Source organism: Bradyrhizobium sp. UFLA05-153, assembly GCF_054185185.1.
The window spans coordinates 1-23,006 of the sequence record NZ_JBBIAM010000062.1; the positions used below are offsets into that span (position 1 = coordinate 1).

Sequence of the window (23,006 nt, forward strand, 5' to 3'; positions counted from 1 at the left end):
ACACTGGAAACCATCGCGCCATTGAGCGATGATCCCATCGTCGGCCTGCCCGCCGTGGCAAGCTGATGCCTTCCGACCCGCCGGAGTCTCGGCGGTGACCCGCCGTCAGTTACACCACGCCACGGGACGCGATCCAATCAGCAGGCGGCGTCGGGCCTCTGCCACTGAGTCATTCGTGGGGTCGTTGGTTGCGCAAGCGGTGTCGCGACCATGGTGCGACGGTCCTGGTCTGTCACGGCGCGGATGGTGCAGCCACCTCGCGGGGCCTATCCTGGGGGAAAGGCCTGCCCTACCTTCCCCGCTGCAGGCGGGCAGGCATGACAACCGTGGAGGAAACCGATGCAAGAGGCACTCGTCGTCCGACGCGAGACGCACATCCCGGCGCCGCGCGCCGCAGTGTTCGCGTTCCTCACTGATCCGGAGAAGATCCTCCGATGGATGGGAACGGAGGCGCAGGTCGATCCTCAGCCCGGCGGGCTTTATCTCGTCAATGTCACCGGCGCTCGCTTTGCCCGTGGGTCCTTCCGCGAGGTGGTGCCAGTGCACCGCCTAGCCTATAGCTTCGGCTGGGACGGCAGCGAGATGGTACCGCCGGCGTCAAGCCTGGTCGAGATCGACCTGATGGAGCAACCGGACGGAACGCTGCTGCGCCTGACCCATACGGGCCTGCCCAGTGCCGAGCAATGCGCCGGCCACGCAGAAGGTTGGGCCCATTACCTCGACCGGCTGGCCGAGGTTGCAGCGGGACGCGACCCGGGCTCGGACCCCTGGCACGGCCGAACTGGTACCGATTGAACGCGGTCGCACCTCAGCGACGCGGCGTTGCATCTGGGCGAGATACTGTGGGACGAAACGGCGAGGTCGCAGGCTTTCCGTCCCGAGCGCTGGATGAGCAATCTTGTTTCTTGGGTAGCTCTGTTCGCTGATGCAGGCCTAACGCAATTTGTCCCCCTTTGTAGTGAGGGCTCCGGGTCGCGGACAATGATTTCTAAAGATCCCCGCCAAGACTTTCCGCTGCAGCCTGGGACATCGCATCCCTGCAGAGATCGCTCACCTCTGCCATGCGCGATTTTATGCAGGCTCTGATACCGCCGGCGCTGATCGAATCGATCCCCAACGAAACGGGCGGCGATGATGCGACAAAGAAGGCGCTGGCGGAGCTGACAAAGACGATCGGAGATCAAGTGCTGGTCGAGCGCAAGCCCCTCTCGGCTGTCGTGGAAACGCAGACACTGGCGCCTTTCCGCGCGCCCAGCCAGCTGCCGACGACCCTCGCCGGAAACCGAGCTCTCCGCTCACTACATCGTGCTGGAGGATGGCCGCATCGTGCAGTGCGTGCCCGAAGCCAAGCGCGCCTGGCACGCCGGCGTCTCATCCTGGGCGGGCGAGGAAGATTCCATTCCTGCTCCATCGGGATCGAGATCGTCAATCGCGGCCATGACTGGGGTTATCCGGATTCTCCGCTGCGCCAGGCCTCCGGTAATTCGGTTCGGGTTCGGTTCGGCGTTTGTTCATCGAGGCGCGGTGCGGCTCGAAAATAAATTCGTAGAGCATGTCGTTTTGGCGGTCTGCCGTTCGACTGGGTGTCGGCGATCCAGCCGATCAAGAGGAGTGCGGAAATGCAGAGCGGAGGTTGCCAGATGACGATCTCGCATCGATTTATCGAGACAAATGGCATTCGAATGCACCTGGCCGAAGCAGGGGACGGTCCCACTGTACTTCTCTGCCATGGCTTTCCGGAGTGCTGGTATTCGTGGCGGCACCAATTAGAAGCACTCGCCGCCGCCGGATATCGCGCCATCGCGCCCGATATGCGTGGTTACGGGCAGACGGACAAACCGGATGCGATCGATCAATATACTCTATTGCGTCTGACCGGAGACATGGTCGGGTTGTTCGACGCGATCGGCACGGATCAAGCAGTCATCGTCGGACATGATTGGGGAGCGCCGGTCGCTTGGCGCTGCGCTCTGTTTAGACCGGATCGATTTAGGGCCGTCGTTGGCTTGAGCGTGCCGTTTCCGGTGCGTGGTCCCGACCGACCAAGCACTGTCATGCCGAGAGCCGAAAAGCAGCGCTTCTATCAACTGTATTTTCAGACGCCGGGCGTTGCCGAGGCAGAACTCGAAAAAGACGTCCACAACGCAATCAAGACGACACTGTTCGCCCTATCTGGCGATGCGCCGGTTGAAGATCCTGCGTCGCTCACGATGCTTCCTAGTGACGGCGGTTGGCTTGATGGGAAGCCTACAACCCAATCATTGCCGGCGTGGCTCACGGACAATGACATCGAATTTTATGTCGAGGAGTTCAAGCGCACCGGCTTTAGAGGAGGTTTGAATTGGTATCGCAACATTGACCGCAATTGGGAGTTGCTCGCACCATGGTCTGGCGCAAAGGTTCAGGTCCCGGCACTATATATCGTCGGCGATCGAGACGCGGTTTACAGATCTCCGAACTGGGACCATCTCATCCCTAGCCTGAAACAGTCCGTGCCCTTGCTTCGCGAGACAATAGTCTTGAAAGGTTGCGGTCATTGGACTCAGCAAGAGCGCGCCAAAGACGTGAACAATGCGCTCCTGGAATTTTTGAAACAGTTATAAATCGCGAACGGACCACTTTTGGCCGCTCGCTTGCTGGCAACAGCAACGTGCTCGCTGGATAGAAGACTTGCGTAGACACGGCAGGCAACGCGACTGAAGCCCGGCAACGCAATGTCGCCTTTTGGGCCCTTCTCAGAAGTGCGCATACCGCCGCTTTGCGCCCAAGAACGGCCCTCCCCGCGATGCCGCAGTTTGGCCCCAGAGCGGTCATCGAGGTTCAGATCCGCCCTCGTATTCCCTTCCGACCTTTATTCGGCGAAGCGGTCCGGGACGGCAGGCTTTAAAGCTGGGGTCGCGGTCATAGACAGGCGCGGCAACTCTAGCGATCGGTATCCATATGTTGCGCAATTGGCGAACGCCTCGACAAAACGCTCAGGACCTAAGGTCCTCAAACCTGTCCAGAAGCAGCCTTTGGATAACGGCAAAGACCATGGCGGTCGAAACGCCGAACATAAGCGCTCCGTTCGCTGCCTCCAACGGTCCCAACAACCGCCACGACGGTGTCAGAAGCAGATCACCGTAACCCAGCGTCGTGTAGTTGACCGCTGAATGGTAGAAGGCGTTTCCGAACTCTTGAAATTCTCCACAGATGACGAGCAACACTGCCCATAGAGCGATCTCAATCAGGTGCGCCACGAACGCGAATGATACCGCCAGCGCGACGATTGCGAGATCGATCAAGGCGCCTGCGCCTGCTCGCCCGAGTTTCCTCTCATAGCGAACGAAGTTTACCGTCGCGGCCAAAGCGAACGCATGGACGAAAATCGTACATGCGACTCCGCCTAGGCCAACCACCAATGGATACAGGATCGCGAATTGATGATTTTGCGTCATCTTTCCACACCAGCATCCCATCCCATCACGGATCACGATGCTTGGATTTGAGACGAATAGCGTTCGGACCACCATCACCAGGGCAGCCCTAAGGCCGGTTCAAGCCGTAGCAGAATATATAAGACAATCGAATCATGTCCCGTGTTTCCGGGGGTCGAATTGGTGGATGGAACATTTTTAGGCTGTGGCCTTCGGGCCCTCCTTCATCTCTCGTACTGTCCGCGCGTGTGGACCGGCGATGCTCGCGACGCACGACCCAACTCGGACAGGAGACATCCGGGTGCCTCCCACAAATAGACCAGCATGGCTGACCAGTCGACGACGTCTAAGAAAGCGGCGCGGGATGTTATCCTGCTGTTGAGTGCGAACGGGCGACCGGATAATTTCTTCTCATTAGCATTCGACCCACTTTTCGACTCCCATTCTATTTAAGGCGCCCGGGTCATCAAAGAGTCTCCAGTCGTCGACAGGAGAGGATCAACATGACCAAGAGCACAATCTCGGAGAGCATGCCGACGGTATCGCTGCGCGATCAGGGCGTGCCCGACAAGCCGCTCGCGGAAAGACCGCTCGTCCCGAAACTGCGCGCAGCGAGCAAGGGCCGGAACCTGCGCGCGGGGCTCCCGTTCAATCGCGTCGTGTTGCTGCTGCAGGGGGGCGGCGCGCTCGGCGCCTACCAAGCGGGCGTTTATCAGGCCTTGGCCGAGACTGGACTTCATCCGGACTGGGTGGTCGGCATTTCGATCGGCGCCATCAACGCCGCCATCATCGCCGGCAATGCGCCCGAGAAGCGCGTCGACAGGCTGCGCGAATTCTGGGAGGAAATCACCGCCCCTGCCATGGGCTTCGACGCCGACGTCGTCGGCCTCTTTGAACGAGGCGAGGCTGCGCGCGCGCTCGCCAATCAGGTGAGCGCGGTCACGGTTGCCTTCGCCGGAACGCCGGGCTTCTTCAGGCCGCGACTCCCCAATCCGTGGTTTCATCCACCCGGTACGATCGAGGCGACGAGCTATTATGACACGCGGCCGCTGAGAGCCACGCTCGAGCGCTACGTCGACTTCGACCGCATAAACTCCGACAACTATGACACGCGTCTCAGCCTCGGCGCGGTGAATGTGCGCAGCGGCAACCTGGTCTATTTCGATCCTGGGACGCAGGTGATCGGACCTGAGCATGTGATGGCCAGCGGCGCGCTGCCGCCCGGCTTCCCAGCCATCGAGATCGAGGGAGAGCACTATTGGGATGGCGGCCTTGTCTCGAACACGCCGCTCCAGTGGCTTGTGACGAACACGCGTGTGACCGGCCAGCGGATGCCCGACGCGCTCGTGTTTCAGGTCGATCTCTGGAGCGCACACGGCGAGTTCCCGCGCAACCTCCCGGAAGTCGCGACCCGTCAGAAAGAGATCCAATACTCGAGCCGCACCCGCGCCTTCACGAATTTCATCAAGCTGCTGCACAAGGTGGAATACTCCGTCGCCACGCTCCTGGACCAGCTGCCGGACGAGTTCAAGCAAAGCGAGGAAGCCAAGTTCCTGGCCTCGCGCGCGCAACGACACGCCTACAACCTAGTGCACCTCATCTATCGACCGAGGGGCTACGAAGGCGACTCGAAAGACTATGAATTCTCCCGGGTAACAATGTCGGAGCATTGGCGGTCCGGCTACCACGACACCATTCGCACGCTGCGCCATCCCGAGGTGCTCGAGCGCGCCGGCAATGGCGAGGAACTCAGCATCTTCGACTTTGCCGGTGATCGCGATTAAGCCGCGGGCCGCGAGACGCGGCGCCCCTTCGACACACCTATATCAGGAGATCCAGCGATGAGAGAAAGCGACGTCCGCGAGCGAGCGTTTGCGATGCCATTGACGAGCCCGGCCTATCCGCCGGGGCCCTATCGCTTCATCAATCGCGAGTATCTGATCATCACCTACCGCACCGACCCGGAGAAGCTGCGCGCGCTGGTGCCGGAGCCGCTCGTGTCGGACGGCGACATAGTAAAATACGAGTTCATCCGCATGCCGGATTCGACCGGCTTCGGCGACTACACCGAGACGGGCCAGGTCATTCCGGTCGCGTTCCGCGGCCGCCAGGGCGGCTATTCGCACTGCATGTTCCTCAATGACGAGGGGCCGATCGCCGGCGGCCGCGAGCTCTGGGGCTTCCCCAAGAAGCTCGCCGATCCTACGCTACACATCGAGATCGACACGCTTGTCGGCACGCTCGACTACGGCCCGGTGCGCATCGCCACTGGGTCGATGGGCTACAAGCACAAGACTTCGGATTTGGCGGCGGTGAAGGCCTCGCTCGCGGCGCCGAACTTCCTCCTCAAGATCATTCCGCATGTCGACGGCACACCGCGCATCTGCGAGCTCGTCGAGTACTATCTCGAGGACATTACTGTCAAAGGCGCCTGGACCGGCCCGGCCGCGCTCGACCTCCACGCGCATGCGCTGGCACCGGTGGCCGAACTGCCAGTGCTCGAGGTCTTGTCGGGCGTCCACATTATCGCCGATCTGACCCTCGGCCTGGGCAAGGTCGTGCACGACTACTTGCGCTGACAGGAGACGGTTGGCTCATGCCGTGACGCCATGTCCGTTCTGCGCCAGTCTGAACCGATAGCAAATGTCCAGCACGTCGCTGGACTGAACTCGGGAGTCATCACATGAAGATTGTCGTCATCGGCGGCACCGGCCTGATCGGCTCGAAGACTGTCGCCATACTGCGCCAGGGCGACCATGAGGTCGTCGCCGCTTCGCCCAATACCGGCGTCAACACCATCACCGGCGAGGGCTCAAAGAGGCCCTGGCCGGCGCGCAGGTGGTGATCGACTCGCCAACGCGCCCTCATGGGAAGACAAGGCGGTACTGGAATTTTTCGAGACTTCCGGGCGCAATCTTCTTGCGGCGGAGGCCGCAGCCGACGTCCGGCACCATGTCGCGCTATCCATCGTCGGAACCGACCGGAGCGACAATGGTTATTTCCGTGCCAAGGTCGCCCAGGAGAAACTGATCGCGCCCTCCGGCATCCCCTACACCATCATCCGCTCGACCTAGTTCATGGAATTCCTCGGCGGCATCGCCGCTTCAAGTGCGGATGGAAATGTGGTCGGGCTTTCGCCCGGCCTGTTCCAGCCCATCGCGTCGGACGACGTCGCTGCCAACGTCGCCGACGTGGCGCTCGCGGCGCCGCGAAACGGTATCGTCGAGATCGCGGGCCCGGAACGAGCACCGTTCAACGAAATTGTTGCCCGCTATCTGAAGGCGATCGGCGATCCGCGTGTGGTCGTGAGCGATCCCGAGGCTCGATACTTCGGTGGCCGGGTCGAGGAGAAATCGCTGGTGCCGCTGGGCGAGGCGCGCCTCGGGCGCATCGGTCTGGACGAATGGCTTCGCCGGTCACAAGCAAAAACCCGAATTGTGACAGCATGCAGCGTGAGGCGAGGATATGAGAAGAGCGACGTGATTTGTTCCGAGTGCGGCGCTGGTTTTCGTCGCCTCGAACTATGGTCACACCCCGGGGAAGAAGGCGAGTACCGCTGTGCCGCCTGCGACAACTCACTCGAGGTTTTCGACGGTAGCAAGCTGGTTGCCTATCGCCTTACGATCGAGCCATCGGTTAGAGCTATGCGCGACTGACATCTCTCAATTGAGCTGCGTTTTGAAATGCCACGTGTCTCTGCATGCAGGATGCATAAGGCTCAAGTCGATAGGATATTCACGTCGGCTCAAGCCGGCGAGACTATCGTTTGCACACCGCGCCAGCAGGTGTGGTTCTTTTCACGAGGCTTAACGCTCAGTCCGCCGGTCTCTTTCCGAAATTCCGCTATCGAGAGTGCATTTCGATGCACTGTCCCAAGCCGCCACGGGCCCGCTTACAGGGCCAAGTAGCGTATTCATCAGCACCTCACGCCTGCTTCAACAATGCAGGATCGATCGGCATCTTGCGGAGCCGCTTGCCCGTCGCCGCATAGACCGCGTTGGCGATGGCAGGGACGATCGCCGAGGTCCCCGTCTCGCCCATTCCGCCCGGTGGCTCCGAGCTCCCGACGACATGAACCTCGATCTCCGGCGCCTCGTTCATGCGCAGCATCTGGTAGGTGTCGAAGTTGGTCTGTTCGACACGGCCGTTCTTGAGCGTGATCTCGCCATGGAGTGCCGCCGTGACACCAAAGATGATTCCGCTCTGGATCTGAGCTTGCACTGTGTCGGGATTGACGACGGTACCGCAATCCATCGCACAGACCACGCGGCGAACGCGGACTGTGCCCTCCTTCGACACCTCGACCTCCGCAACTTGGGCCATGTAGCTGCCGAACACAAACTGCAGTGAGACTCCGCGGCCGCTTCCCTTGGGCAAAGCCTGTCCCCAGCCGGCCTTCTCCGCGGCAAGATCGAGCACCGCCTTGGCGCGCGGCGACTTGTCGAGCAGCGCGCGGCGATAGGCGACCGCGTCCTGTTTCGCCGTGGCGGCCATTTCGTCGATAAAGCTTTCGGTCACGAACACATTGTGCGACGGACCGACGCTGCGCCAGAAGCCAGTCGCAATGCCTGGCGGCTCCACGCGCGCATATTCGACGTGGAAGTTCGGTAGGTCGTAGACCAAATCAATCGCGCCTTCCGTCGAGTCAGGATCAAGGCCATCCTTGAAGCCTGGCGGCAGCCATCGCGCAACCACGGACGAACCCGCAAGGCGGTGATTCCAGGCGATTGGCCTGCCCCGCTCGTCGAGCCCAGCGGAAATGCGGTCGAACCAGTAAGGGCGATATGCGTCGTGCTGGATGTCCTCCTCACGAGTCCAGACGACCTTCACCGGCCCGTCAACCTGTTTGGCGATTTCGACGGCGCCGACCGCGACGTCGGCTTCCAACCGCCGGCCAAAGCCGCCGCCGATCAGGTGATTGTGGACGATCACTTTCTCTGGCGGCAGGCCAGCGGCTTTCGCGGCCATCGCCTGAACGCGGGCAACGGCCTGGCTGCCGATCCAGATCTCACACTCGTCCTTACGATGATGTACCGTACAATTCATCGGCTCCATCGTAGCGTGCGCCAGGAACGGCACCTGATAGATCGCCTCGACCTTAGTGGCGGCGCCTGCCATGGCCTTGTCGGCGTCCCCGATGGTCTGCGCCACCGCGCCTGGCTTCGTTGTCGCACTTTCGAGCTCGCGCGCAATGTCGCTAGTCGAGAGGTTGGCATGTGGACCTTCATCCCACTCGATCTTGAGCGCCGTCAGACCTTTCTTGGCAGCACCCATATGATCGGCCACCACCGCAACGGCGTCGTCGAGCTGAACAATCTGACGGACGCCGTTGATCGCCTTGGCCGCAGTATCATCCACGCGCTTGACCCGCCCGCCAAACACGGGCGATTGCACCAGCGTCGCGATCTTCACCCCATGCGGCCGAGCGTCGATGCCGTAGATCGCGGTACCGTTAATCTTGGCAGGCGTATCGAGCCGCTTCGCCGGTGTGCCGATCAGCTTGAAATCCGCCGGATTCTTCAGCGTCACAGCCACGGGCACTTGCATATGCGCCGCATCGGCCGCAAGCGCGCCGTAACCGAGGCTGCGTCCCGACGCCTGATGGCGCACTTCACCGTCTTCTGCCCGGCAGGAGCTCGGATCGACGTTCCAGCGCCTTGCCGCCGCCGCGATGAGCATTGTCCTCGCGGTCGCGCCAGCCTTGCGCAGGGGCTCCCAGGCGCCTCTTATCGCATTCGAGTTGCCGGTCGCCTGCACACCGAGCAGCGGGTTCACGTAAAGCCTTTCATCTGGCGGGGCATGCTCAAGATGAATCTGCTTCAAGCCTACCTCGAGCTCCTCGGCAATTAGCATCGGGATTGAGGTGTAAGTGCCCTGCCCCATCTCGACATAGGGCATCGTCAAGACAATCTGGCCGTCGCCGCCGATCCGGATGAAGGCATTTGGCTCAAAGTTGTCGGAGCTCGCCGCCTCGCTCTCGCCGCTCGCGAACGGCAGGCTCAGGCTCAGCAAGAGGCCGCCGCTCATTGCGGCGCTCGCGCGGAGAAAGCCTCGCCGCGACAGATCACCTTGGGTTATGTCAATGTGCGCGAACGCCATGGTCAGCCTCCCGATTTCGCGGCTTGCTTGATTGCTTCGCGGATACGCACATAGGTTCCACAGCGGCAGACATTACCCGACATCGCGTCATCGATATCGGAATCCGTCGGATGCGGATTGCTCGCAAGCAATGCGGACGCCGACATAATCTGGCCGGATTGGCAATAGCCGCATTGCGGCACTTCTCGATTGAGCCAGGCAGCCTGGATTTTCTGGCCCGCCGGTGTCTTTCCGATCGCCTCGATCGTGGTGACCTTCGCGTCGCCAATGCTGTCGATCGAGGTGATACACGAACGGACGGCCTCGCCGTTGATATGCACCGTGCAGGCGCCGCACAGCGCCATGCCGCAACCGAATTTCGTGCCGGTCATACCGAGCACATCGCGCAACACCCAGAGAAGAGGCGTATCTCCGTCGACGTCGATGGAATGGCGATCTTCGTTGATCGTGATCTCGAAAACCATCGTGACCTCCCTTGAACGATTGTTCTGATTCAATTGCGAGGTGGCATTCGACGCTCACCTCGTTTCATCCACTACGCGATCAGCGAGCGCAGCCGGCAGCGGGTCTTTCTCTCCACCTCTCGATGCCAACGCGAGATCCTGTCTCTGTATCACAGCAGCATGCCTCCGCATCTTCGCACCTCATCGCGGATCTCCACAGCTAATGCACTGCGCCAGATCACTTCCTTCAACAACACAATGACAGCCGAACAACGCCACTCTTGAAGGCCCGCTGTGGCTGCGTTGCGGTTACCATGTTTCTCCAAACGGCCGCAGCTCGACATTGAACGACCATGCGCAGCGATCCTGGTGAACCACGTGCCAAATTTCCTCTGCGATTGCTCGCGGTTTGATGAAGAAATCGTCCGGCCGGTCCGGATAGCGCTTCCTCGTCCAGTCCAAGTCGATCACCGCGTCGACGACGACGTAGGCGACATGCACTCCTTGCGGACCGAGCTCGCGTGCCATTGCCTCGGCCAGGATCCGCTGCGCTGCCTTGGTTGGCGCAAATCCGGCGAATCCTGGCTTGCCCCGCAAGGCTGACGTATTGCCCGTGGCAACGATGGCACCCTTACTGGAGCTGACCATCGCCGGCGCAAAGCGCCTCGCCAGGTACAGCAGCCCCATCGTGTTGACCTGGAAGTTGCGATTGAGAATCTGCGGATCGATCTCGCGAAACGTGCCGAATGCTCCGCCAACCGCATTGTGAATGACGACGCCGGGTTGGCCGAGATCGCGTTCCACGGAGGTCGCTACCGCTTCGATTTGCGCCGGATCCGATACATCGCATCGATATCCCTTCGTGTTCGGCAGCTCCTTCTCAAGAACGGCAAGACGCTCCTCGTTCCTGGCGAGAAGGGCCACGCGGTAGCCACCCTCGGCAAATCTTCTGGCGAGCGCCGAACCCGTGCCGGGTCCAACGCCCGTTATCAAGCAAGCGGGCGCGGTCATGCGATCAAACCTCCTGGTTGGAGCGGACAGTTTTCATGTTCAGGCCGCCGCCTTTGACAGCAATTTCTCGACATATGGCTTAAGGTCCGGCCTGAAGTGCTCGTGATCGACCAGCCGGGCGAAGTGCGCGAACGCCAGCGGGTAGTCGTTTTGGACCCCCGGATACAGGATTCTGTCCAGCCCGTGCTCGCTCAACTGCTCGGCCCGCGCGTGCTCGTTCATGAACAGCGCAAGTTCGGCGGCAAAGCAGATGTCCGCCAGCGTGATGCCATTTCCCACTAGCGTTTCCCGTCGCGGAGACAACGCCTGCTCAAGCCCCGAGACATAGATCGCGAAGGCCTCTTTGGCGCGGGCGTGTATCGCCGCATTGACCGTGCCGCCCGACAGCGCGAGAAGATAAATCTGCGCATCCCTGGCGAAGACGAGGCTGACATCCAGAAAGCTGTCGATCCTGGAGGCGTCATAGGCATCACGCCCGTAAAGCGGGAATGTCGCTTCACCCAGGCGCGCGACCGCCCGCATGATGCTGTTCGATTCGAAGATGCCGATCTTTCCATCGGCCCCGAAAGCGGCGGGCACATTGCCGAACGGCTGCGCTTTGAGGAAGGCGTCGGTCTTGAAGAGTTGCGCACCGGTCAACCCGACCCGCCCTGTACGTGCAAGGGATGACAGGGATTGACGTTCGTGCTCGGCCAAGGGACGCGCATCATAGTCCCACAGCCAGTCCCTCAACTCCTTGCCCGATGCTCCTCTGATCTCGACATCCACGGCGCAGAACCGGGCCGCGATGGTCGCTTTCCATACGCGCGGGTTCGGCAGATAAGAGAATATTCGCAAATCAGCCATCGTGGAGTGCTCCTGATGAACCTTGTACCCACCGGCTGCCCCACAAGTCGCCGCTTGGGGTGTCAAGACGACGGATACCCTACTCCGAACGCCCGTCGAGAACTTCGCCGAACTGCTCCCAGCCCGTGCCCGTCCATCGCTGAAGCTGCAGTTGCGTCCAGATCATGTTGTCGCCGGCGCTGGTGTTGATCCGAACGCCGGGCAGCGCCGTCGGCAGCAAGAGGTTCTTCAGCGATTTGGCCTGCTTGATGATGTTCTCACGCGAAAGGTCGTCGCCGCATTGCTTGAGGATCTGCTCAAGCACCATGCCCTGCTGGTATCCAGTCAGATAGCTGGTGTTGGTAATATCGGAGCCAGCCAGGTATCGTTCGAAGAAGGCGCGAAAAGCCTTGACTCCCTCATCATCGGCCCATTTCTGATCGCTTGGATCCTTGTTCGGGGTACCGACGATCACGCCAACCGAGTTCTCCAATCCCGCCGGCTTCAGCGTACCTGCGATCGTCGATGAGGGGAAGTTGATCAAGACTATTGGCTTCCATCCGCTCTCGGCCGCACGTCGGATCGCCTGCGCAGCAAATTTTGGCGTACCTGCAATGAACAGCGCCTGCGCTCCTGCGCTCTTGAGCGTGACCACCTGCGAGTCGACCGTCGGTTCCGTCACCTCGTAGCTGGCGGTCACCACGCGCTTGTCGAAATCAGCGCCCAGCACGGTCTTGAAGGCGTTCACGTAGTCACGACCAAGATCGTCGTTCTGGAACAGGATCGCGTATTTCCCGATGGGTAAGGCGCGCTGCAGATATTTTGCGTAGATTTTTCCCTCAGTGTCATAGCTGACAAGTCCGGTGGTTGTCAGCGGATAGTCCTTGACGTTTGTAAATTTGCTCGCGCCGGTCACGATCGCGATCGTCGGCACACGTCTCGCGGCGAGGTATTTTGCTACGGCGGAATTGCCCGACGTGCCGAGCTGGCTGAACATGAAGGCGACTTCGTCGCTCTCCACCAGCCGGCGCGCGTGCTCAAAAGCCTTCGGCGGGCTGTAAGCATCGTCGAGCATCACGTATTCAATCTTGCGTCCGTTGATTCCACCACGATCGTTGATCGATTGCACATAAGCGCGCACACTCTGCCCGACCTGGCCGATCGAGGAGGCCGGTCCGCTCAACGGAAATATGCCGCCGATCTTGATTTGCGTCGCCGTGACGCCGGGCGTGTCGCCGGCCCAGCAAGGGACCGACATTGCAATCAAGAGTGCACAGACCAGCCGGATGCCCCTAAACATCGCGCATTCCTCCATAGTTTGCGCGCCCTGCATCCAGCAGGGAGCGATGCTCATTCTCAGACCAAGTCAGGCGGCAAACTTGAGTATCTTGACGATGTCGCCGGGCTCGCGGATCGGCTGCGGGTTCGCCCGCGTAAAGATTGAAAGCATCGCGTTCTTGGCGATCAGTTCGAAGCGATCCTCGGCAACGCCGACCTCGGCGAGCGTTCGGGGAAGGCCGAGCTCCGCGACAAATTCCGCAAACGCCTCGCTGGCGTCACGCCCCGGCGCGCCGAGCGCCGCGGCGACCGCCATCTGAGCGGCTTCAGTGGCGGGGCGGTTGTAGCGCAGAACACTCGGCATCATCACTGCTGTACAGAAGTAGTGCGGCACGTCGCAGGTGCCCCCGAGCACATGCCCGATGGCGTGGCTCGCGCCCATCGGCACCCTCGCCTGCAATCCGAAGGCCGACAGCCACGAGCCCAATTGACAGTTCAGTCGTGCCGCTTTGTCGTTCGGATTGCTCCTGGTGCGCCTGAGACCATCATGCAGAAAGCGTAGTCCCTGTTGACACACGGCATCGACGAGCACGTTGGGGCGACTGGAACAGATCGCCTCGATCCCGTGATCCATGGCGCGTGTGCCGGAGCCGAGCCAGAGTTTCTCTGGCGTATATTTGGTCATAGCGGGGTCGAGGATGATGCTGCGCGGCATCATCATGGGGTGGTTGAATATCTGCTTCAACTTGCGGCGGGTATCGGTGACCAGCGCTCCGGAATTGTATTCGCCACCGGACAGCGTGCTCGGGATGGCGATCATTCGCACCTTGGGGGTGCGAAACTGACCAAAGCGGCGCTCTGGCGTGGTCTCGAAGCCGTCAAGCCCGGCTTGCTCAAAAATCTCGTGCTCCATGCACATCAGCACGATCTTTGCCGCGTCGACCACTGAGCCCCCGCCGATGGCAACGACGAGGTCGGCCTTTGCCTCCTTCGCCCGCCTGGCAGTCTGTACCACCACTTCGCGCGTCGTGTGCTGTGGGACCCCGTCGAAAGTCTCCGCATGGCGCTCGCCCAGGGCCTTGCGGATCTTTTCGATTTCATCGGTCTTGCTGTTCAGGGTGCGGCTGACGATCAGGTAGACGCGCTTTGCGCCAAGCCGCTCCGCTTCCTCGCGCAGCGCCTCGGCTGCAGGCTTGCCGTAAATCACCGACTCCATCGTCGGGTATTGATAACTGCCCGCGACAAGCATGCTTTCCCTCCCATCGATGTTGTTGTTCGACATTCCCGCAAGGCGCGCTGAGCCCTCACGCGACGGCGCGCGCCGGTACGTCGTCGATGTTGCCGTCAAGGAAGCCGGTCAGGCGCTGGCGTATGATCTGCTCGGCGTCCGTCATGATACGGTCGATCAGCTCCTTCACCGTCGGTATGTCGTTGATCAGCCCGACCACCATCCCGCAGCTCCAGGCGCCCGCGTCCATTTCGCCGTTCACCATGACCTTGGGATAGACCCCGGCAACCTGCTCGTGGATGTCATCGATCTTCAGGCTTGCGCCCTTCTTCCGTTCGACCTCTAGCAACTGATCGACGCCCTTGTTCTTGAGCACGCGCTCGGTGTTGCGCAGCGCGCGCATGACCAGCACCGTGTCGAGCTCGGTTGCCTTGACCAACGCCTGTTTGACATTGTCGTGGACCGGCGCCTCCTTGGTGACGACGAAGCGGGTGCCCATGTTCATCCCGGCCGCGCCCATCGACAGCGCCGCGACGAGGCTCCGCGCGTCCGCCATGCCGCCTGAAGCCACGAATGGGATCCTCAGTTCATCCGCGGCGCGCGGCAGCAGGATCATGTTCGGGATGTCGTCCTCGCCGGGGTGACCGCCGCACTCGAACCCGTCAACGCTCACCGCATCGCAACCGATCTTCTCAGCCTTGAGCGAATGCCGCACCGAGGTACATTTGTGGATCACCTTGATGCCGGCTGCCTTCAGCCCCGGCATGTACTGCTCGGGGCTGCGGCCCGCGGTCTCGACGGCCTTGACGCCTCCCTCTTTGATGGCAGCGATGTATTCGGGATAAGGAGGCGCTGTAAAGCTCGGCAGGAAGGTCAGGTTCACGCCAAACGGCTTGTCGGTCATGTCGCGGCAGCGCGCGATCTCCTTCGCCAGCAGTTCCGGGGTTTTCTGGGTCAGGCCGGTGATGATACCGAGACCGCCAGCATTGGAGACTGCTGCCGCAAGCTCGGCAAAGCCGACATAGTGCATGCCCCCCTGGATGATCGGATGCTGGATGCCGAATAGTTCAGTGATTGCCGTCTTCACGTGTGATCTCCGCCCTTGGATCAGTGAACGATTTCAAACAGGCCGGCCGCGCCCATGCCGCCGCCGATGCACATGGTCACCACGCCGTATTTCGCCTTGCGCCTCCGGCCCTCGATCAGGAGGTGCCCGGTGAGCCGCGAACCGGTCATGCCGTAGGGATGACCGATCGCGATCGAACCGCCATTGACATTGAGCTTGTCCGGATCGATGCCGAGCTTGTCGCGGCAATAGATCACCTGCACCGCATAGGCCTCGTTGAGCTCCCAGAGATCGATGTCGTCGATCTTCAGATTGTGGCGCTTCAGAAGCCGCGGGATCGCAGCGACCGGGCCGACGCCCATCTCGTCCGGCTCGACGCCGGCCGCGACGAAGCCGCGGAAGATGCCGAGCGGCTTCAGGCCCTTCTTGGCCGCCATCTTGTCGCTCATGATCACGCAAGCCGAGGCGCCGTCCGAGAGCTGGCTGGCATTGCCGGCGCTGATCGTCTTGCCTTCGAACACCGGCTTGATCTTGGCCAAGCCTTCGGCAGTCGTATCGGGGCGTGGGCCCTCGTCTTTGGCGAGCGTGACCTGCTGATAGCTGACCTCCTTGCTGTCCTTGTCAACCACGGCCATTTTGGTGGTGATCGGCACGATCTCGTCGTTGAAGCGGCCGTCCTGCAGGGCGGCGCCGACCCGGCGCTGGCATTCGAGGCTGTACTCGTCCTGCTTATCCCGGCCAATCCCGTAGCGCTCGGCAACGACTTCCGCGGTCTCCAGCATCGACATGTACATTTCCGGCTTCATCGCCATCAGTTCTGCGTCGATGACATGGAACTTGTTCATGTGGTCGTTCTGCACGAGACTGATCGACTCGATGCCGCCGCCAATCGCGATCTCGACGCCGTCGAGCATCACAGAGCGCGCGGCAACCGCGATCGCCTGCAGGCCGGAGGCGCATTGCCGATCGATGGTGGTGCCGGCAACCGTGACGGGGAGGCCGGCACGGACCGCGCCCTTGCGGGCGACGTTCATCACCATGGTGCCCTGCTGCATGGCGCAGCCCATCACCACGTCCTCGACCTCGCCGGGCGCGATACCGGCACGCTTCACCGCCTCCGCGATCACATGGCCCGCCATGGTCGGACCGTCGGTGTTGTTGAGCGCGCCACGATAGGCCTTGCCGACACCGGTGCGCGCGGTGGAAACGATAATTGCATCAGTTGTCATGCTTGCCTCTCTGCTTAAGCCGCTGTGTCGAGCCGCGTGTAGCGCAGCAAGTGATAGGCGGGATCGCCGAACTGGATGTTGATGGAGGAAATGCGCTTGAAGTAGTGGCCGACATTGAGCTCGTCGGTCATGCCCATGCCGCCATGCAGTTGCACAGCCTGGTCGGCGACGTACCTGCCGGCATAACCGATCTTTGATTTTGCGCCCGACGCCAGCCGCGACACGCCAGCGTCGCCCGCGCTGATGCTGAGATTGAGATGCTGCATCAGGGAAAGCGCCTCCTGATGCGCGATGAACATGTCGACCATCCGGTGCTGCAGCACCTGAAACGAACCGATCGTGGTTCCGAACTGCTTGCGCGTCTTTGAATAGTCCAGCGTGGCCGAGTTCAGCTCCCCGATCGCGCCGACGGCTTCGGCACAGAGCGCGCCGATCGCCCGGTCACGGCAGGCTTCCAGCGCGGCGACGCCCTCGCCTTCCTTGCCAAGCAGCTCGCCTCGGACATTATTCAAACTGACCTCAGCGGCGCGGCGGCCGTCGATGGTTTTGAAGCTCTGCAAATGCAGATTGGCCGCGCGGCGATCGATCACGAACAGGCTGATGCCGCCGCGATCATTGCGGTCACCTGAGATCCGGGCCGAGACGATGAGATAGTCCGCCCAGGGTGCCGCGATGACGGCTGTTTTCTCGCCACTCAGGACGTAGTCGCCGCCGTCGCGGCGCGCGGTGGTCGTCACCGCCGCCAGATCGAAGCGCGAGCCCGTCTCGGCCCAGGCCAGAGCCCAGATTTTCGTCCCCGCGATGATGTCGGGGATAAAGCCCTGCTTCTGCGCGTCGGATCCCGTCTGCTCGATCAGGCCGCCTGCAAGCACGACCGTTTCCACGAACGGCTCGACCACGAGGTGGCGGCCGAACTCCTGCATGATGATCATGGTCGACAGCGGCCCGCCGCCGAGACCGCCGACGTCCTCGGAGAACGGCGCAGCGAACACGCCGAGCTCGGCGAAGTCAGCCCATTGCTTGCGGCTGATGCCTTCTTCGCTCGCGACGATCTTGCGGCGCGCGTCAAAGTCATACTGGTCGCGCAGCAGCCGCTGGACGCTGGATCGCAACAATTCCTGCTCTTCCGTGAACTGGATATCCATCCGATCCTCTTGTGACGCTGTGGCTAGAGACCGAGCACGGCTTTGGCGATGATGTTGCGCTGGATCTCGTTCGATCCGCCGTAGATAGAGAGCTTGCGCGAATTGAGATATTTCTCCGACGCCGTGTGGCCATATTCGGGGCCCGGCATGAAGTGGTTGGCGCTGACCGGATGCTCGCGGATCGCAAGACCGTAGTTGCCGATCGCGCGGTGCGTGAGTTCGGTGATGTTCTGGAAGATCTCGGTGCCGCGGATCTTGAACAGCGAGGCCGCCGGTCCCGGATCGACGCCGCGGGCCATCTGGGCGACGACACGAAGCTCGGTCGCTTCCAGCGCCAGCACGTCGAGCTCGACGCTGGCGATATCCCTGATGAATTCGAGGTGGGCCGGATCGTCCTCCGGGATCTCGGCTTTCACGATTTGCTTCAGCCGACGGATGTAGCGTGTCGAGCGGCCGATCCCGGCCATGCTGGTGCGTTCATTGCCGAGCAGGAACTTCGCGTAGCTCCACCCCTTGTTCTCCTCGCCGATCAGGTTCTCGACGGGAACATGGACGTCTTGCAGGAAGACGTCGTTGACCTCGTGAGAGCCGTCGATGGTGATGATCGGCCGGACCGTAACGCCGGGCGACTTCATGTCGATCAGCAGGAACGAGATCCCCGACTGCGGCTTCGCGGCGGGATCGGTGCGGACGAGACAAAAGATCCAGTCGGCGTGCTGGGCCAGCGTGGTCCAGGTCTTGTGACCGTTGACGATGTAGTGGTCGCCGTCGCGCACCGCCTTGGTGCGGACGGTGGCGAGGTCGGAGCCGGAGCCCGGCTCGGAATAGCCCTGGCACCACCAGTCCTCGCCGGAGAGGATGCGTGGCAGAAACTTCTTCTTCTGCGCCTCGTTGCCGAACGTATAGATGACGGGGCCGACCATGGTGACGCTGAACGCCAACGGCGGCATCGTGCCGGCCCGTGTCGTCTCCTGCTCGAAGATGAAGCGGCGCGTGATCGACCAGCCGGGTCCGCCATATTCCCTCGGCCAGAGCGGCGCGATCCAGCCCTTCCTGTGCAGGATGCGATGCCAGAGCAGCATCTGCTCCTTGGAGAGGTCGGTCTCCGGATTCGGAACGCGCATCTCCGCCGGATAATTCCGGGCGATGAAGGCACGCACCTCGTCGCGGAAGGCCGCATCCTCCGGTGACAATGCGAGCTCCATTGGATCTGCTCCTACCACTTCTCGCCGAAGGGACGGATTTCGAGCTCAAAGGTCCAGGCACTCTTCGGCTGCTGATAGAGCTGCCAGTAGGACGCCGCGACCGACGCCGGCGGCATCAGGAGATCGGGATTGTCGAGCGCATCGGGACCGAGCGCCTCGATGCGGCGTTGCCGCACCCATTCGGTATCGACGCCGGAGTCGATGATGAGATGCGCGACGTGGATGTTCTTTGGCCCCAACTCGCGGGCCATCGCCTGCGCCACGGCGCGCAGGCCGAACTTGGCGCTGGCGAAGGCGGCATAGCCGCTGCCGCCGCGCAAGGAGGCGGTGGCGCCGGTGAAGAAGATGTTGCCGCCGCCGCGCGGCAGCATCAGCCGCGCCGCTTCGCGTCCGGCCAGGAAGCCGGAATAGCAGGCCATTTCCCAGACCTTTCGGAACACGCGCTCGGTGGTCTCCAGGATCGGGAAGTTGACGTTGGCGCCAATGTTGAAGATGCAGACCTCGAGCGGCGCATGCTTGTCGGCATCGCTCAGGAAGGAGATGATCTCCTCCTCCTTGCGCGCGTCGAGCGAGCGGGCGTGGATCTTGCCGCCAGCGGCCTCGACTTCCTTGACCAGCGGCGCGAGCTTGTCGCCATTGCGGCGGCCGGCGAAGATCGTAAAGCCTTCGGAGGCAAACTTCTTGGCGATCTCGCCGCCGATGTAATCGCCGGCACCGATGACAGCAATTGTTGCATTTCTCTTCTGCATGGTTTTCTCCGGCCTCTGGTTTAGCGAACTCTTCTCGAATGCGGCGTCGGGCTGGTGCTTACCCTTAACTGCGCAGCGACTCCGCCAGCTTGTGCTTCAGGATCTTGCCCGTCGAGGTCGCTGGAAGCGCATCCAGCAGGATGATTTCCGATGGGCGCTTGTAGGAGGTGAGTTGCGGGGCGACGTGAGCCATCAAGTCCTGCGCGGTGGCCGTCGCCCCCTTGATTAGCTGCACAAAGGCCACGACCTCTTCATTACCCTCGACTGGCCGTCCGACCACGGCGCACTGCACCACCGCATCGTGCGTACTCAGCACTGCCTCTATCTCGGCCGGATAGACGTTAAATCCGGAGCGGATGATCATCTCCTTGGTTCGGCCGACGATGTAGAGGCAGTCGCCCTCGAAGCGAGCGAGATCACCAGTGTTAAACCAACCGTCAGCATCGATCGCCTTCGCGGTCAGGTCAGGGGCGCGGTAGTAGCCGCGCATCACATTCGGGCCACGAACATGGAGCTCGCCGACCTCACCATTGGCAACAATCTTGCCGTTCCGAGCGACGAGCTTTGCCTCAAGGCCCGGGAGAACCGTTCCCACTGCGTGATCGGCCCTCGGGCTATCGGGCCGGACGCCGGAAATGCCCGGCGAGCACTCGGTGATGCCATAACCGTTAAGGAGCGGCAGGCCGAGTTCCTGCTCGACACGAGATTTGAGCTCGAGATCGAGCGGCGCTCCCGCCACCGCGATCAGGCGAAGCGCACCGCGATCGAACTTCGGCAGCCCCGCATTGCGCCGGTATTCGAGCAGACGCTGGTAGGTCGCGGGCACGCCATTGAGGATGGTAATGCCCTCCTCCGCCATCGCCTTCACGAGGGCGGCCGGATCATACTTTGCGACCAGGCGCACCGTGCCGCCGAACATCAAAGTCATGGTGAGCAGCGAAATGCCGACGATGTGCGAGATCGGCAACACACAGTATTGCACGTCGGCCGATGTCATCTTCCGCCACCCCGCGGTGCCCCTGGCGCTGAACAGGAGATTGCGGTGGGTCAGCATCACGCCCTTGGGCGTGCCCGTGGTCCCCGACGTGTAGATGAGAACCGCAACCTGGTGCGAGCCTTCGGCCTCGACTGGCTCCGCCGAAGTCTCCTCGTTCAGCGCGGTCACGCCGATACCGCGGAGCGAACCAACGTTTTGCACGGACGCACCATACCGCACGGCGTGGTCGGCTGCTTCCTGCGACACATCGGAGGTAAAGTAGGCCCGACGAGCGCCGCTGTGATCCCTGATCTGGTCAATCTCGCGTGGCGACAGCCGCGGATTGACGACGATCGCCCAGGCATCGAGCCGGCTTGCGGCGAGCAGCAGACAGGCGAGCGAAATGGAGTTTTCGCTGACGATCATCACGCGGTCGCCGGCGCGGATACCGAGCTCCTGCAGTGCCTTCGCGACACCGCCCACGCTTCGATCCAGCTCCCGATACGTCAATTTTGCCTTGTCATCGATCAGCGCGAGCCGATCCGGTGTCGCATCGACATACCGGTCGATCACCTCGTGGATCCGGTTTGGCAAACCTTCCAGATGTTCTGCCGCCGTCTGCGTCGAAGCCACCACTGAAACCTCCCTGCAACGGCCCTTGGGGCCTGAGCGTGCGGTTCGGGATCAGGCGGTCTTGCGCCGTCCCGTAGCCAGCTGCGCGACGATCTCGTCCTCCACCTCGCGCAATTTGTCCTTTCCAAAGAAAATCTCGCTTCCCACGTAGAAGGTCGGCGATCCGAACGAGCCGCGAGCCACGGCGTCGCTGGTGTTCTCGATCAGCTTTCTCTTGACGTCGTCCTGTTGTGCGCGCGCGATGATGCGGTCGATATCGAGGCCAGAGGACAGGAACGCCTCACGGAACACCTGCGGATCGTCCATCTTCTTGGGCTCGCCCCACATGTGGTGATAGGCGGCGCGGAAATAGGGCTCGAACATTCCCTCGAATTGAGCCGCGACAACGCCGCGCATCAGCGTCAGCGTGTTCACCGGGAAGAACGGGTTCGACTTGAATTTCGTGATGTTGTGGCGCCGCAGAAAGCGCTCGGTTTCCAGCGCGTTGTATTCAGGCTTGTTCTTGATGCCATGGAGTGACTGGGCGGGCGACATGTTGCCGGTCGCCTTGTAGATGCCGCCGAGCAACACGGGAACGTAGTCGAACTTCACGCCGGTCCTCCGCTCGATCTCCGGCAGCACCAGTTCGGCGAGATAGGCGTTAGGACTGCCAAAATCGAAATGGAATTCGACCTTCAGCGGAGCAGCCATGGCATGCGCCTCCCTTTCGATGTGCGGCGATCGCGTGTCACCTGCATTTGATCGTGCCCCGTTGATAAAGTTCTTTTTTAGAACTGTCAATCTCGCTTTGGACGACGAGCTCTACAATTTCAGTAGATCATTGAAATGTGATCAGTTCTGATTTAGAATTTAGCGGACTAATTCGCTTGCAGACCATTGGAGATATTGATGAAATGGGATGCGCTCGAGGACGAACCGTGTTCGGTCGCCCGTACCGTCGCAGTGATCGGCGACCGCTGGAGCCTGCTCATCCTGCGCGAATGCTTTCTGCGCATCCGCAGGTTCGATGAATTTCAGGCGTCGCTAGGAATTACCCGGCATCTTCTCGCCGACAGGCTGAAGAAGCTGGTGCGCTTCGGCGTGCTGCGCCGGATTCCCTACCAGGAATCGCCAAAGCGTTACGAATACATCCTGACCCAGAAGGGCCTCGACCTCTATCCGATCATCATGTCGATCGTGCACTGGGGTAACATCCACATGGTCGACTCGCGCGGAAGGCCGATGCTGCACGAGCACAAGAACTGCGGAAAGATGTTCGACCCCGCGATGGTATGCTCGGAATGTAGAGAGCCGCTAACGGCCAAGGCAGTCCACGTGCATCCCGGGCCCGGCGCGCGACAATTGTCGCCGGAACATGCAAAGGCACAAGCTTCCGCCAGGAGAACCGTTCGGTCGGGCTAGGCCCCTGGTGGCGAACGCCCCCGAGCTCATTGTCGCGTTTCACGCCGGCTTACGCGTCATGACGACGTTCTGCCCGCCGAAGCCGAATGAGTGACATCCCCCAAACCTGGCGGCTTCCCGCACAAGGATGTCGATCAACATTTTGGCAGGCATGTTCCGGGGGCTGGCGAGAATGACCGCGAGAGTGCCGTGCACGCATCGGAGAGCTCCATGGTGCCCTCCCCGTCGGTCCTCAGCCACATAGGAAGCCGGTCATCGATAGCCGGCGCAACGCCGCCCTAGGCACGGATCGAAATCGAACT

General features: G+C 61.6%; 19 protein-coding genes and 2 pseudogenes. 7 read left to right on the top strand and 14 right to left on the bottom strand.

All coding sequences use genetic code 11. The annotated features are described in order from the left end of the window. The first annotated feature begins 339 nt into the window (after positions 1–339). From Q2941_RS30050 to Q2941_RS30060, 3 genes and pseudogenes are all read left to right on the top strand, one after another. On the top strand, positions 340–795 hold the full coding sequence (locus tag Q2941_RS30050) for an SRPBCC family protein (RefSeq protein ID WP_458194649.1): 456 nt from the start codon (positions 340–342) through the stop codon (positions 793–795). Positions 796–1,281: 486 nt separating this feature from the next. Next, positions 1,282–1,472, top strand: a pseudogene (locus Q2941_RS30055) (N-acetylmuramoyl-L-alanine amidase); the annotation flags it as partial. Between the two features lie 168 nt (positions 1,473–1,640). Next, a complete protein-coding gene (locus Q2941_RS30060) occupies positions 1,641–2,603 on the top strand; it encodes an alpha/beta fold hydrolase (protein ID WP_458194650.1) in 963 nt (320 codons plus the stop codon). A gap of 372 nt (positions 2,604–2,975) precedes the next feature. Here the strand turns inward: Q2941_RS30060 and Q2941_RS30065 are convergent, their stop codons facing one another. After that, positions 2,976–3,437: an ion channel gene (locus tag Q2941_RS30065; RefSeq protein ID WP_051390274.1), complete on the bottom strand. Its 462-nt coding sequence runs from the start codon at positions 3,435–3,437 to the stop codon at positions 2,976–2,978. A gap of 482 nt (positions 3,438–3,919) precedes the next feature. Between Q2941_RS30065 and Q2941_RS30070 the strand changes: the two genes are divergently transcribed. The 3 genes and pseudogenes from Q2941_RS30070 to Q2941_RS30080 all read left to right on the top strand — a co-directional run. Further along, on the top strand, positions 3,920–5,200 hold the full coding sequence (locus tag Q2941_RS30070; protein WP_458194651.1) for a patatin-like phospholipase family protein: 1,281 nt from the start codon (positions 3,920–3,922) through the stop codon (positions 5,198–5,200). A 57-nt stretch (positions 5,201–5,257) separates the two neighbouring features. Continuing rightward, positions 5,258–5,995: an acetoacetate decarboxylase gene (locus tag Q2941_RS30075; protein ID WP_458194652.1), complete on the top strand. Its 738-nt coding sequence runs from the start codon at positions 5,258–5,260 to the stop codon at positions 5,993–5,995. Between the two features lie 104 nt (positions 5,996–6,099). After that, a pseudogene (locus Q2941_RS30080) lies at positions 6,100–6,844 on the top strand (SDR family oxidoreductase); the annotation flags it as partial. A gap of 496 nt (positions 6,845–7,340) precedes the next feature. On the opposite strand, the gene Q2941_RS30085 reads toward Q2941_RS30080, so the two are convergent. The 13 genes from Q2941_RS30085 to Q2941_RS30145 form a co-directional block, all read right to left on the bottom strand. Then, a complete protein-coding gene (locus tag Q2941_RS30085) occupies positions 7,341–9,515 on the bottom strand; it encodes a xanthine dehydrogenase family protein molybdopterin-binding subunit (protein ID WP_458194653.1) in 2,175 nt (724 codons plus the stop codon). Positions 9,516–9,517: 2 nt separating this feature from the next. After that, positions 9,518–9,979 carry a (2Fe-2S)-binding protein gene (locus Q2941_RS30090; RefSeq protein WP_458194654.1) on the bottom strand — a complete coding sequence of 154 codons (462 nt, stop codon included), beginning with the start codon at positions 9,977–9,979 and terminating at the stop codon, positions 9,518–9,520. 288 nt (positions 9,980–10,267) lie between these two features. After that, complete coding sequence (locus Q2941_RS30095) at positions 10,268–10,969, bottom strand: SDR family NAD(P)-dependent oxidoreductase (RefSeq protein WP_458194655.1); 702 nt, start codon at positions 10,967–10,969, stop codon at positions 10,268–10,270. Positions 10,970–11,008: 39 nt separating this feature from the next. Beyond that, on the bottom strand, positions 11,009–11,815 hold the full coding sequence (locus Q2941_RS30100; protein WP_458194656.1) for a glutathione S-transferase family protein: 807 nt from the start codon (positions 11,813–11,815) through the stop codon (positions 11,009–11,011). A 79-nt stretch (positions 11,816–11,894) separates the two neighbouring features. Next, positions 11,895–13,094: an ABC transporter substrate-binding protein gene (locus Q2941_RS30105; protein ID WP_458194657.1), complete on the bottom strand. Its 1,200-nt coding sequence runs from the start codon at positions 13,092–13,094 to the stop codon at positions 11,895–11,897. 66 nt (positions 13,095–13,160) lie between these two features. Further along, complete coding sequence (locus Q2941_RS30110) at positions 13,161–14,321, bottom strand: iron-containing alcohol dehydrogenase (RefSeq protein ID WP_458194658.1); 1,161 nt, start codon at positions 14,319–14,321, stop codon at positions 13,161–13,163. 55 nt (positions 14,322–14,376) lie between these two features. Then, positions 14,377–15,387, bottom strand: coding sequence for an NAD(P)H-dependent flavin oxidoreductase (locus Q2941_RS30115; RefSeq protein WP_458194659.1), 1,011 nt, complete (start codon positions 15,385–15,387; stop codon positions 14,377–14,379). A gap of 20 nt (positions 15,388–15,407) precedes the next feature. Beyond that, positions 15,408–16,595, bottom strand: coding sequence for an acetyl-CoA C-acyltransferase (locus Q2941_RS30120; protein ID WP_458194660.1), 1,188 nt, complete (start codon positions 16,593–16,595; stop codon positions 15,408–15,410). 14 nt (positions 16,596–16,609) lie between these two features. After that, positions 16,610–17,740 (bottom strand): acyl-CoA dehydrogenase family protein, encoded by a 1,131-nt coding sequence (locus Q2941_RS30125; RefSeq protein ID WP_458194661.1) that lies wholly within the window; start codon positions 17,738–17,740, stop codon positions 16,610–16,612. Positions 17,741–17,763: 23 nt separating this feature from the next. Continuing rightward, a complete protein-coding gene (locus Q2941_RS30130) occupies positions 17,764–18,945 on the bottom strand; it encodes an acyl-CoA dehydrogenase family protein (RefSeq protein WP_458194662.1) in 1,182 nt (393 codons plus the stop codon). Positions 18,946–18,956: 11 nt separating this feature from the next. After that, positions 18,957–19,694 carry an SDR family oxidoreductase gene (locus Q2941_RS30135; protein ID WP_458194663.1) on the bottom strand — a complete coding sequence of 246 codons (738 nt, stop codon included), beginning with the start codon at positions 19,692–19,694 and terminating at the stop codon, positions 18,957–18,959. Positions 19,695–19,758: 64 nt separating this feature from the next. Continuing rightward, positions 19,759–21,306, bottom strand: coding sequence for a class I adenylate-forming enzyme family protein (locus Q2941_RS30140; protein WP_458194664.1), 1,548 nt, complete (start codon positions 21,304–21,306; stop codon positions 19,759–19,761). A gap of 48 nt (positions 21,307–21,354) precedes the next feature. After that, positions 21,355–21,993, bottom strand: coding sequence for a 2-hydroxychromene-2-carboxylate isomerase (locus Q2941_RS30145; RefSeq protein WP_458194665.1), 639 nt, complete (start codon positions 21,991–21,993; stop codon positions 21,355–21,357). Between the two features lie 198 nt (positions 21,994–22,191). Between Q2941_RS30145 and Q2941_RS30150 the strand changes: the two genes are divergently transcribed. Then, complete coding sequence (locus tag Q2941_RS30150; RefSeq protein WP_458194666.1) at positions 22,192–22,704, top strand: winged helix-turn-helix transcriptional regulator; 513 nt, start codon at positions 22,192–22,194, stop codon at positions 22,702–22,704. Positions 22,705–23,006 lie beyond the last annotated feature (302 nt).